Source organism: Bacillus sp. SG20033, from assembly GCF_044570195.1.
GTDB classification, from domain to species: Bacteria; Bacillota; Bacilli; order Bacillales; family Bacillaceae; genus Bacillus; species Bacillus subtilis.
Window position 1 is genome coordinate 4,082,032 of the sequence record NZ_CP172606.1, and the last position, 11,398, is coordinate 4,093,429.

Below are 11,398 nucleotides of genomic sequence, written 5' to 3' on the forward strand. Positions count from 1 at the left end.
CTTGCAGATGTTCTCATTATACTCTAATTGACGAAGGCATATGTGTTTTGTCGAAAATATGATGTGTTAAAAGCCAGCGATTCCCTGGCGTTTTAGCTCCTGAACAGCCAATCGTGCCAGTGCGTCGGCCCCCGCGCGGTTCGGATGCAGCGTATCTCCATCCATATAAAGCCCGAGTGTTCTTTCCGGACCGATCGATGTAAAGTATGCCGAGCTGAGGACATTTAAGTCAATGAGATGTGTTTTTTCCTCTTCGGCCAAAGCCAAAATAGAGGCCCTGTACCATCTGTTTACAGACGAATGGATGCCTTCAGAAGTAAAATCGGTCGCCCGGCCCTGGGGCGTTGACAGGATGACGTCGGCTCCTTTCGCTTTCACCTGACGAATCATATCACGCATCATATCTTTAAACTCCGCTTCAGATTCATTGTGCTTTGGATTTGTGTCATTAATTCCAAGCTGCAACATAAAATAATCCCCCGGCTTGATGTACTTCAGGATCGCCTCAAGCTGTCCATCATTTCTGAACCCTCTCGCGATCTGCCCGCCAGACGCCATGTTTCTCACTTGAAAGGTGTGTTTATCGATATAGTGAGGCAGCATCTGCCCCCAGCCCGCCTGCTTGCTGCTGTTGAGCGGATAATAATTGCACACCGTCGAGTCGCCGCCGACATAAATGGTTCGATTCGTCACCGGCTGATCAGACAATTTCTTTATTTTCAAGGCGCTGAGCGTAAAAGCGGTGCCAGCTTTCCCCTCTGTCACCAGCAGATTCAGCTGCCCGTCGGTGACAGGAATTTGGAACGTATCCTCCGCGCCATCCCCTGTCATATTAATGACCTGAAACACGCCCTCCGCCGCAACACTGGCCCTTGCCGTATTGCCAAGCGTCACCTTCACCTCATAAAGGCCATTCGGGAGATCCACATTAAACGTGTTATTGCTTTTCGTCCCATACGCTAAAAACTGAACCGCATCCCTTTTCACACCAGTCCCGGATGCCGCCACATCCCTCATATTCTCCGGTGTTTGAAAACCGTAGCCCTTTGAGCGGTCATACCGATCAGACGCCCTGACGCCAATATAACCAGGCTCCACCGAACCGCTTCCAAAGTCAAACTGATACACCTTCGGCTCCGCCGCCTTCACACTCTCATTCCCGCCAAAACACAGCATCAGCATCATCACAAAAACCGCTGCCATCCATTTTTTCATCAAGACTCCCCCTCTATGAAAACGCATACATTAATGCATACTCGGTGATTGTTTCTTTATGATGACTGAAGGGAGAAAAAAATTGCGTTGACAAACAAAAAGGAAGATTTTATTATATCAATAGATGATATATCATTTGTTGATATAGGAAATGAGGTGAACACTTGCCAAAGCAGCGTCCGCAGGAAATGGATCAGCTTACCGATCCAGCCTATTATATTGTCTTAACCTTGCTGGAGCCAAAACACGGATATTCGATCATGCAGGAGATTGAGGACATGACCGATGACTCCTTTACGATCGGCCCGGCTACATTATATACATTGTTAAAGAAATTACTGCAAGAAGGGATCATTGAGCTTGTCAACAATGACAAGCCGCGTCGCAAAGTGTACCAAACCACCTTGCACGGCCAAGAACTACTCAAAAAAGAAATTCAGCGCAGAAAAGTGATGGCTGAACACGGTCAACGTGCTTTTCAACAATTGAAAGGGGATTAGTCATGAAACAGAAAAAATTTATGATGTCTGAAGGATTGGCCTTTTCAGAAGAAAAGGATATGAAGAGACTAAGTGATATGGCCAGCAAAGGCTGGGTACTCGATTCTTTTGCGTTTATGGGGTATAAGCTTAGAAAAGCTGAGCCGCGGAAATTGATCTACAGTATTGATTATCATGATGTTGAGGAAGAAAGCTTGGCGGAATACACCGTGATGTTTGAAGCGGCCGGATGGGAACATGTTTGCTCTTCACAAGGTATGCATATCTTTTCGGCTGAGCCCGGAACTTCGCCGATATACAGTGATCAATCCACCATGAGAGAGAAATATAAAAGAAGCGAAAAAGACGTTCGAAACGTCACCTGCACCTTGAGCTTCCTGACTCTCTTGTCAATTGCACTCCATTATGTAACAGGATTATCAAATTGGGTGCCTTTGACTTTCCTGGTTGTGACTTTTCCGTTTCTCGTGACATATGCGGCAACAAAAGCAAGAACGCTTGGAAAGTGGGGAAAATCAGTGTGACTTCTTGTCACACTTGATCACATCCCACCCTCCGCAATAGAAACTCATCTGATCTTCTTGATCATACACATAATAACGGAGTCTTTCCCATTGATCGTCAGTCGGTTCAATCTCCAACTCAACCACATCGATGGATTCAAGGTCATCCAGCTTTGATGCACTAATGTTTTCAAACCGCAATTGAATGTCACAGGTTTGAGCAGATAGTTTTAATTCAAACACAGGAATATGAATATAACGATCATCTTCTTTCATATAGAAAGAAAACTCGTTTAATGTAAATGGACCTGTATCCTCATCAGAAAGATGCTTTTTCAATTTCTCGTATTGTGTGATATTCAAATGAATTCCTCCTATTTTTAGTTACCTCCAACCATATAGATCTCCGCAGCATCGTATTCAAACCATATGATCCGTTCGCCTGAGTCCGTTAGGCATTGGAGCTTCCCTTCTGAAAAATAGCTTTTATCCGGTTGAGGATCAGTGATCAGAAAAACATCATCATTGATGGAAGCTAGCAGAAAGAGAAAATCTGCAATATCCCGGTCTGCTTCCTGTAATATGGATTGGAAATGGAATTCCCTTTTGGCCAGCTTCGTCACCTTGTAAGCATGACCTTCAAAATACTCGGACAGGTCTTCTATAAACGAACCAGTCGCTATTACCTGTATCATGATTCGATCGTAGGCAAGCCCTGCCCAAAAACGATAAAACGACTCTGCATCTTCAAGTTCGCATGACATAACGGTTTGGTCAGGCTTAAGCTCGATCATGTCCAAATTGCCGATACTGCTTATAGAGGTTCTTTCCATAAAACCTTCTCCTTATCAATTGGATAACGCAACGCAAATCTCTTGTCTGACTTGTTCATACAAGAGAATGTGCTGATACAAACCCTTATCGTTTTTGATCATATCCGGCAGTATGTCAGGATAAAGCTCAAAAAAGCTTTTCTCCAACGAACGCCGCTGATGCCCGGACATCCTTTTATTCGCCAGTACATAATCCAAACTGCCATCAACTAGCATAAAAAACTCATAGATTTCCGCTTCAAAGCCGTACAATTCACTAGGATACGGTGTTTCTTCAAGCTCTCGCTGTCTTTTTCTCAGTTTTTGAAGCACGTTGATCCTCTCCCTCCGCAACAAACTCATTTATCTTGAAACAGGATAGGCGGATCATTATCTATCGCCTCCAACAGCTCTTCACCAAACACATTGATTGTCAATTTCCACGGGTCTCCCAAAAGTCCCCAGGAGAAGTCCTGATAAAAAAAGAAATAATAGTCTCCATTTGGAAATACGGGAACAGGCCATTCGCCAAATTCATCCTGAGGCATTGTTAGATGAGGGCTAAAGATATATCCGTCATGCTGCCAGTCTAATGCGTACATCACATCGTGTTTTCCAGTACATGATTGAAATGTTTTTAAAATCGAAGTCTCTAAATCATTCAGCACTCTGACCACATCATCATTACTGGCTTTACCGCTCATCCCGCTTGAAATATCAAACACTTGAGATGGATCAGGCGGGATGATGTGATGACATCTGCTTCCGGGCTTCCATTTTATGAGCTTGTTCACTTCTGACCAGATGCGTTCTTGTTTTGTCTGACTTAAAGCGCGCCAATTCATCATAATCTCATCCCTACACCTTATTGGATATCCTGCTTATAAACACCAGATGAGGTCACTGCGTAAACAGCGTTACTTGTCAGTTTCAGCTGTTGAACATCTAGGCCTTCACCGTTCGAGTCACAGCATGTTATCTCTTTCATCTCTTGACTCACATCGGCAGAAATTAAATAAAGAAACGACTCAAGCTCTTCACTGTAACAATTGAACGTCCCAACCAAAAAACCTTCTTCGGATATCGCGAGCTGATCAAATGCTTCTGAGTCCGGCTCTTTATCCGACAGAATCCACACTCGTCTCACGACCGTTTCATCAAATGCGGCAATGACTGCGTCTCCGTAATACAGCATATAAATCAAGCCGTTTTTTTCTGCAAGTCCATAACAATCATCTACAGCCGGCGCATCCATTTCTTCGAGCTTTCTATCAATGTGTATTTCCTTCTGCTGACCATCTAACGTAAAACACCACACACTATGGCCGTTGGGATTCTCATCATGATAAATCCCTTCATCACATAAACCGACCCAAAGCTGTTGTTTTTCACCCAAAAGACAGCAGGAAACCCCTGAAGGTAAGTGAAAAGCACTTTTCACCCTTCCCTCTTCTGAAAAAACCTTTACCTTCGGCTCATACGATTCGTAATAAACGAAGACATAGCCATCTGCACATTGTTGGAAGAGCAGGATATTACTGTATGAAATATGCTCTTTCACTTTAAAAACCCGAATATCACCGGAAGGATCATAGATTGAGATGGTCACATCACCTTTCACACCTTTTCCAATGTAGACACGCCCCAGTGGATCAGCATGGAAAAAACAACCTTGGGTGTCCATGTTGATAATTTTATTCATTTTTAATTTTTTCATTTGTTATGCTCCTAGGTTTGAAATGGTGAGATAAGTCCTCTTACTCGTTTATTTACTTCATTATTACGATCACCTCTATGTTGAGGCATATATTTCAGTTGAATCAAAGAAAACCCTTTCAGTTTCAACTGCATAGACAGCTTGATTAATTCCAATCAAAACGTTTGCATTCGATTCATAATCTTCAATTAAAGGGTGATATAATGTTCCAATACCCTTCGGATAGTAAGAGAATGAATTCAAAATCCATTTTTCCCCATAAGCAACATCTTTTAAAGACGATTCCTTGCCGGCATAAAAAAATAATGATGATACATTCTTGAATAAAATACGATGCTGCTGCTTCTTTCCCTTCGTATCCATTTCTAAATAAAGAATAAATTCTTTTTTAAAGAACTGAAAATCTGTTTTTAATATGGTGAATTCCGAATCAATCAGATGCTTTTGTATTGGATTATTCACTTGAATCCTCCCTTCTTGAAAAAAATTTCTTGATCCCAGCCACTATAATATAATTTCTTTGTTTTTTTTTTGTTTTTTCATGAGAATTAAGCACTTGATATTCTTTAGAATCAAAGTATACACTTTTTGATTCTATGGCAAGTAAAGTCCCGTTAGTTTCTATAAGAAAGTTAGCATTAAAGACTTGATTACCTAATATACCATTTTGTAGTTTTCCAATTCCTTCTTTGAAATAACTTATTTCTTCAAGGTACCAATTAGTATCAATCGTTATAGTTTTATCAAACTTGTTATGAACATTAAAATTGCAGTAAAATCCATTTATATCCTTAAACGAAACTTCTTTTAAAGTGGCTTTTTCTCCTCCTTCATATAACTTAAGATAAAGAGTTAATCTATTCTCTAGGTATTCAAAATTAATATCGTATATAAAGCAATTAACATCGTGATTTATATAATCTATCCATTGCTCAATACTGTTCATGTCATACTCCTCACTTCATTTTAAGTAAAAGGTTTAACATGCAGATGGGATACTTTAGACAAATTAAAATACTTTTTCAGGAATAGTTTTGTAATTCTTCTTCAATATCTTCAAGAACCAGAGGTATTGGTTTTGAAACTGAATTACGATTGTTAGAAAATATTGATATACCGACTCCATCTTCAAGCATTCCAGGGAGCCAATTTTCCACAAAATCATCCAAGGAAATTGATTCTGGACTTGTGTCCTTCCATTTCTTAATAGCACAATGATTTGCATGTTCTTTTGTCGCCCAAAAATGCAGGTGCAGTATACCGTTCTCGCCTTCAGATATAACCCATCCCTCGTCGTTACTTAATGACCAGACTTCTTCATAGTCAACAACTTTCTTAATAAAATAACGATATCTTTTATCAGGATCTAACTTTAATGACATCTCAAGTTCTTTTTCATTCATTTTTCACTCTTCCTTGTAAGCAGTGTAAGAGGGACATCAGCTAGTCCTTGACCCTATCTAATGCCCCTCTGGATATAACATCAGATTATTATTTCGATAAATTCCGCGTAACGGTTAGGGAAGTTTTGAAGATTTTTTTACATTTTCCAGGTTTGTTTTTAAAGCATCTGCAAAGGATTCTAGCTTTTTTTCATTACAGGTAATCTCAAACAAATTAGAATTAAACTTAACATCATCTTCAAGTATAATTTTAATCTTAAAGCTGTAATATCCGTTTTCTTTATTAATATTGAGAATTAAAAGTGGATCAATGGTTTCTAAATTTATCATATCTTGATTTCCCATTATCAACGTTTCAATTCCAGATATCAGCAATCTATATTCACTCTCTAATAAAACAGCGGAAAAATCGCGAACGATCGCTTTCTTATTTTCCAACAACTCAAATATGGATAAAATAAATGGATCATCATCCATCTGTTGATACCTTCTCGGTGTTAGTTCAAGTTCAAGACAATCGTCTTTAATTTTGGCCATGCTGCCTCCTTGTTTTATATGAGGGTTATTTAATAAAATTTCCTTTCCAGTACTGCTGTCTGAAATCGTAATACCATCGCTGTTTAGAATTTGTATGACTCCTGTTAGGCTGATAACCTTTTTTATGCGATGATTTATTTATGATTTGAATGGTATGCATAAAACGATTGATCATCAAAGCGAACGGTTTCAGCTTCTATAGCAATCAGCATTCTGTTCATGTCAATAAGAAAGTTAGCATTTGATTGATACTCCGGAATTATAGAATTTGATAGATTCCCGATTCCTTCTGGATGATAACTCATCTCAAATACTTGCCAATTGTATTCTTCCGGATCTAATTTTTCCAATCTCATGTCGCCAACATCTGCACTATAATAAGCGGATGCCACATTTTGAAATACTATTTTATGCGTATATTCAGCTTCACTTTCAACAACCTTTATATTAAGTGAGAGCTCTTTTTTAAACACATTAAAATCTAAATGAAGGACACTGCACCCCTCATCTATGTAATCAACCCATTCATTAATTGTTTTGTACATTGTCATCTCCTGCCTCTTTTTTAATCAATAACACCTTACCACCAACCACAAATTATTCAGTATATTGTTTGATCCAATCATTTAAATCATCTGTTGAATGCAAATAAGTTTCAGGAGAATCTTTCAAATCAATCCCACTTAGAAGGATTAACATATTCCAGACTCTATCATCTTCTACTTCGGGGTCATCCGCATGAACATAAGTTCCAGCCCAATCCGACACTTCTTCTCTTGTTGTTTGTCCATTTAAGACACTTTTGATTTTATTTATGCATTCTATTAGCTTTGGCTCGCTCAATTTGATCACCACGTATTCAAGTACTAAATGATTTGTTATTAGTATGCAAAGCACCGTACTGTTATTTAGGTATTGAATATTTTCCCATAAACGATCCGAATGGTGTTTCCTCCCAGGAAACCAATCTACCAATATACAACCTCACAGCCATATTCCGTGTGCAATATACATAATCCAAACTGACCCTTAGGCTCAACCAAAATAAAACTATGATTGAGAAGCCCTTTGTCGAACCCAATACATTCGAATATGCCGTCAAGGTGCTCGAGACATTTTCCAAAAGAAGAAATTAACGCACCAATTTCGCTGCTGTATTGATGAAACAGCAGAACGTCCCGGTCATCATAAGCAACATATGACTGAGATATTTTCCAGATCAACTGTTTCGCTTCCGTTTTTTCGAGGGCATCAACCTCACGGGTGTTGGCTGGTATTGAATTTGATAAAACCAGCTCAAGCAATTGCTTGCTTTGCGACAGATCAGCAAAACGATAAGTGAAGCCTCTTTCTGCACAAGGGACTAATTTTTTTTTGATTTCGCTCATCAACATATGTCTTTTATTCTCGGCGAGTTTTTCGATTAATCTTTTTTGCATGAGCTGCATTCCCTCCGCCGTCAATTTCTCAAGTTCCTTTAAATTGATTCATCATTCTCTTATTTTCGTTGTCGTTCATGTTTAGATTTGTTCTGAAAAAGCTTGTATCGCTTATTGATACAAGCCTTATCTACAACTATTTAAAACTCACCCAGCGGATTTTCCCCAAAACGCTCCCACAGTTTTGGAAACCTATCAGGCAAATCTTCTTCTTCCCAATCCAATTCAATACCGTCCGATTCGGCAAGCCCCTTTTGCTCAAGCGCATCTAAAAGCTCGTCGTGTACTTCATCATCCCATTCATCGTCGCCAGTCTTTATATATGTCAACGCTTCGATTGCCATTGACAGCAAGTCTTCATTTTGCGGATAGCCTTCCTCGTCAAGCGTTTCCTCCGTGATGTGTGCTGCCAAATACTCGTGATCATCCAGCACTTTTTCAAATGTCTCTTTACCCTGGGCAATCAGCCATCCGCGGAAATAATCAAATGTATCGTCCGAGCAGCCGTCCATTAAGATGTATGCTGCCGCCCATAGTGAGGACAAATAGCTTTTTTGCATGAATGTCTGAAGCATAAATTCAAAATCAACGATCTCATTGATTTCTTTTTTCAATAATGTATCACGCAGCCACTCATTAGGGTCTTCCTGGCTGCCAGCTTGGTCAATAAGCTGCCAAAAAGATGTTTCATTCATTTGTTTTCCCCCCTCTGATATCTCTCTTATAAATCCCTGAGTCTGATAGTGCATAAATAGCATTACTTATTAGTTTCAACTGTTGTATCGAGAACTCCCGCCCGTCTTGATCACAGCATTTCACCTCTTGCACCGGCATACTGACATCAGCCGGAAGGAGGGACAGTGAATGTTCATCTTTGGATATCCAAAACCCGTCATCCGAAATCGCAAGCTGGTCATATACTCCAGAATAATCTTTATCAGAAACAATCCACACTCGTTTCACGTCCGTCTCATCAAAGGCAACAATGACTGTATAAGAGTAATACAGCATGTATATCAGTCCATCTTTTTCTGCAAGTGCATAGCAGTCATCTACCACGGGCGCATATATTTCTGAAAGCTGTTGATCAATATGAGTTTCCTTTAGTTGTCCGTCTAAAGTACAACACAGCACACTTTGTCCACTGGGGTTTGCGTCATCATAAATGCCTTCATCACTTAAACCCACCCAAAGGTTTTGTTTCTCATCCAAAAGGCAGCAGGAAACCCCTGAAGGCAAGGGAAAAGCACTTTTCACCCTTCCCTCTTCTGAAAAAACCTTTACCTTCGGCTCGTACGATTCGTAATAAACGAAGACATAGCCATCTGCACTTTGTTGAAAGAGCAGAATATCGCTGTATGCAATCGGCTCTTTCACTTTAAAATCCCGAACATCACCGGAAGGATCATAGATTGAAATGGTGATATCTCCTTTCAACCCTTTTCCAATGTAGACACGCCCCTGTGGATCAGCATGGAAAAAACAACCTTGGGTGTTCGTGTTGATGATTTTATTCATTGGTTATGCTCCCAGGTTAGAAAGGGCAAGATATGTTTTCTTACTCGTTTATATACTTCATTAAATATATTGTCTTTGGTTTTTACCCATAAATCGTATAGTCTTTTACAGTTAAGTTCTGACCGCATTGGTGGAATGCTGATTGCTCTCCATATAAGCTGAAGGTGAGAGAAACCCATAAGAAGTCACGGACTTTATCACAATATTTATTGACGTTTCCCCAAATTCATTCGATATCGTAATCCTCCCATTCTTTCCAATGGTTATTAGGAACTCCTACATTAACTGGACCTATTCCGCTTTCAAGGTATTGAGCAAAAGATTGAAATGAAATTAATTCACTTGGATCTGTTAAATAATCAGGATATTCCCAGTTCTCTGTTTCGTATACACCTTCATCATCACCTTTTAAACCTAGTTCACTCTTAAGTTTTTTTGGTTTAATCCAGAGTGCGTCTCTAAAATTGGCATCCTCAAACAAATTTCTAAAATATGTTTTCCATGCCTTTTCTTTGGTCTTCTTTTGGAATTCATTTCTTTGGTGAATATTTATGCAGTAAAGGGAATCTGCAATTTTTATTTTCACTGCTTCGCTTAATTGATTAAAGTTACTTTCACTATATGTTACTTCCTCATCTTCTTTGGTCTTTAAAACGATGTCATTAATTATGATCAATTTATAGTTCTCTGAAAAACAGTTACTATAAGCATGAACAGACAGAAAGGGTCCTTCATTATCTATTTGGAAGCATTGGATTGCCAGTAACCAGTGTTCTTTATTTAATCGTACTAAGGTACATTTACTTCCAATATAATTAGATTCGCGCCATTCAAAAAGAGGTCGATTTAACTCACTGAATTCGTCATCTAATAGACTAAGAATTTCTGTTTTTTTAATCAATGTTTATTCTCCTTTTTTACTGTTTTTATCTTTATACTTGCAAACTAAATAATGATTTCGACCTTTTCAGGAAAATATATCCTTTTTATATCGTGTATGATCATCATATGATAAAATATTATGGATACACAGCCATAGGCTGTATATCCGTATCATCTTTAATAATACTGAACAGAATCTGAATATGTCCATGTTGACCAATCAGTGTTACCTTTCTCAAGTTTCTGGATATATGCAGCATCTTTACGAAAAATTGCTTGAGCAATAGCTTGAAAGAAAGGAGAAAGGCTAGGAAAATCCTTTTCTGTTTCAGGATGCATCCAAGATTCAGTTGAATACAGTTGGTCATAATCGCAGGAGAGACCTGCCAATTGTAGTTGTTCTTGTTTTGTCAACCAGAGTGTGTCGAGGAATAAACGATTTTTAATCATTTGCCTTAAACATGTAATCCATTCATTCTCTGATGTAATCTTTGCTAGTATTTCTTGCTCAATGAAAAATTTAAATGTTCTCCCTCTAAGGAACACATTGATTTGTTTCCTTGTAAAACCTGGTTCTACATCTTCCAACTCTAGTTGATCTCCTAATTTATCTACAAAACAAAACGGTTCATCCACTAAATAATTTGCTGCATTATTTATTAACTGATTTCCAAACGTATAAAAATCAATGGCTGGACCCAATTTCGACAATCCAAACAGCTGGATCGTTAAAAGCCAGTTATCTCCATCAACAAATACCGAAAGTTTTCCTTTGGCAAAATCAAAATTCGAATTACAAATAAGAGGGAACTCTTCCTTTCTGAATGAATCGTTAAGTAATGCTAGAATCGCTTCTTTTTTTCCCAATTTCC

The 11,398-nt window shown here is 38.9% G+C and carries 17 protein-coding genes and 3 pseudogenes; 2 read left to right on the forward strand and 18 right to left on the reverse strand.

Going from position 1 to position 11,398, the window contains the following annotated elements:
* Window positions 1-66: 66 nt before the first annotated feature.
* The gene (locus tag ACFVP7_RS21405) at window positions 67-1,215 is read right to left on the reverse strand and encodes a GDSL-type esterase/lipase family protein (protein ID WP_338731602.1); all 1,149 of its coding nucleotides are present in this window, start codon (window positions 1,213-1,215) and stop codon (window positions 67-69) included.
* A 164-nt stretch (window positions 1,216-1,379) separates the two neighbouring features.
* Here ACFVP7_RS21405 and ACFVP7_RS21410 point away from each other — a divergent pair, with 164 nt between their 5' ends.
* Window positions 1,380-1,715, forward strand: coding sequence for a PadR family transcriptional regulator (locus tag ACFVP7_RS21410; RefSeq protein ID WP_338731604.1), 336 nt, complete (start codon window positions 1,380-1,382; stop codon window positions 1,713-1,715).
* Window positions 1,716-1,717: 2 nt separating this feature from the next.
* On the forward strand, window positions 1,718-2,239 hold the full coding sequence (locus ACFVP7_RS21415) for a DUF2812 domain-containing protein (RefSeq protein WP_338731606.1): 522 nt from the start codon (window positions 1,718-1,720) through the stop codon (window positions 2,237-2,239).
* Window positions 2,240-2,452: 213 nt separating this feature from the next.
* Here ACFVP7_RS21415 and ACFVP7_RS21420 read toward each other — a convergent pair.
* The 17 genes and pseudogenes from ACFVP7_RS21420 to ACFVP7_RS21500 all read right to left on the reverse strand — a co-directional run.
* Window positions 2,453-2,581: pseudogene (locus tag ACFVP7_RS21420) on the reverse strand (hypothetical protein); the annotation flags it as partial.
* 17 nt (window positions 2,582-2,598) lie between these two features.
* Window positions 2,599-3,051, reverse strand: a complete 453-nt coding sequence (locus ACFVP7_RS21425) for a hypothetical protein (protein ID WP_338731608.1) — start codon at window positions 3,049-3,051, stop codon at window positions 2,599-2,601.
* 15 nt (window positions 3,052-3,066) lie between these two features.
* Window positions 3,067-3,363, reverse strand: a complete 297-nt coding sequence (locus tag ACFVP7_RS21430) for a YxiJ family protein (protein ID WP_338731610.1) — start codon at window positions 3,361-3,363, stop codon at window positions 3,067-3,069.
* A gap of 26 nt (window positions 3,364-3,389) precedes the next feature.
* Window positions 3,390-3,878 carry a DUF2716 domain-containing protein gene (locus ACFVP7_RS21435; RefSeq protein WP_338731612.1) on the reverse strand — a complete coding sequence of 163 codons (489 nt, stop codon included), beginning with the start codon at window positions 3,876-3,878 and terminating at the stop codon, window positions 3,390-3,392.
* Between the two features lie 17 nt (window positions 3,879-3,895).
* Window positions 3,896-4,348, reverse strand: coding sequence for a hypothetical protein (locus tag ACFVP7_RS21440; RefSeq protein ID WP_080467406.1), 453 nt, complete (start codon window positions 4,346-4,348; stop codon window positions 3,896-3,898).
* Between the two features lie 75 nt (window positions 4,349-4,423).
* A pseudogene (locus ACFVP7_RS21445) lies at window positions 4,424-4,747 on the reverse strand (DNA-binding protein); the annotation flags it as partial.
* Between the two features lie 75 nt (window positions 4,748-4,822).
* Window positions 4,823-5,209: a hypothetical protein gene (locus ACFVP7_RS21450; protein WP_014481357.1), complete on the reverse strand. Its 387-nt coding sequence runs from the start codon at window positions 5,207-5,209 to the stop codon at window positions 4,823-4,825.
* Complete coding sequence (locus ACFVP7_RS21455; RefSeq protein ID WP_076457393.1) at window positions 5,202-5,693, reverse strand: hypothetical protein; 492 nt, start codon at window positions 5,691-5,693, stop codon at window positions 5,202-5,204. Before ACFVP7_RS21455 ends, ACFVP7_RS21450 begins: the two co-directional genes overlap by 8 nt.
* Window positions 5,694-5,769: 76 nt before the next feature.
* The gene (locus tag ACFVP7_RS21460) at window positions 5,770-6,150 is read right to left on the reverse strand and encodes a DUF2750 domain-containing protein (protein WP_014481359.1); all 381 of its coding nucleotides are present in this window, start codon (window positions 6,148-6,150) and stop codon (window positions 5,770-5,772) included.
* Window positions 6,151-6,264: 114 nt separating this feature from the next.
* Entirely contained in the window at window positions 6,265-6,687 is a 423-nt protein-coding gene (locus tag ACFVP7_RS21465) for a hypothetical protein (RefSeq protein ID WP_076457392.1), read from the reverse strand.
* A 134-nt stretch (window positions 6,688-6,821) separates the two neighbouring features.
* The gene (locus tag ACFVP7_RS21470) at window positions 6,822-7,238 is read right to left on the reverse strand and encodes a hypothetical protein (protein ID WP_043858323.1); all 417 of its coding nucleotides are present in this window, start codon (window positions 7,236-7,238) and stop codon (window positions 6,822-6,824) included.
* A 46-nt stretch (window positions 7,239-7,284) separates the two neighbouring features.
* On the reverse strand, window positions 7,285-7,662 hold the full coding sequence (locus ACFVP7_RS21475; RefSeq protein ID WP_043858324.1) for a hypothetical protein: 378 nt from the start codon (window positions 7,660-7,662) through the stop codon (window positions 7,285-7,287).
* Window positions 7,656-8,126, reverse strand: coding sequence for a hypothetical protein (locus tag ACFVP7_RS21480; RefSeq protein ID WP_041338042.1), 471 nt, complete (start codon window positions 8,124-8,126; stop codon window positions 7,656-7,658). The genes ACFVP7_RS21475 and ACFVP7_RS21480 overlap by 7 nt, the downstream gene beginning before the upstream one ends.
* Before the next feature lie 140 nt (window positions 8,127-8,266).
* Window positions 8,267-8,821, reverse strand: a complete 555-nt coding sequence (locus ACFVP7_RS21485; protein ID WP_041334073.1) for a DUF4240 domain-containing protein — start codon at window positions 8,819-8,821, stop codon at window positions 8,267-8,269.
* Between the two features lie 511 nt (window positions 8,822-9,332).
* Window positions 9,333-9,644: pseudogene (locus tag ACFVP7_RS21490) on the reverse strand (DNA-binding protein); the annotation flags it as partial.
* Window positions 9,645-9,870: 226 nt separating this feature from the next.
* On the reverse strand, window positions 9,871-10,545 hold the full coding sequence (locus tag ACFVP7_RS21495) for a DUF7003 family protein (protein ID WP_033881892.1): 675 nt from the start codon (window positions 10,543-10,545) through the stop codon (window positions 9,871-9,873).
* 158 nt (window positions 10,546-10,703) lie between these two features.
* Window positions 10,704-11,393 (reverse strand): DUF7003 family protein, encoded by a 690-nt coding sequence (locus tag ACFVP7_RS21500; protein WP_338731625.1) that lies wholly within the window; start codon window positions 11,391-11,393, stop codon window positions 10,704-10,706.
* Window positions 11,394-11,398 lie beyond the last annotated feature (5 nt).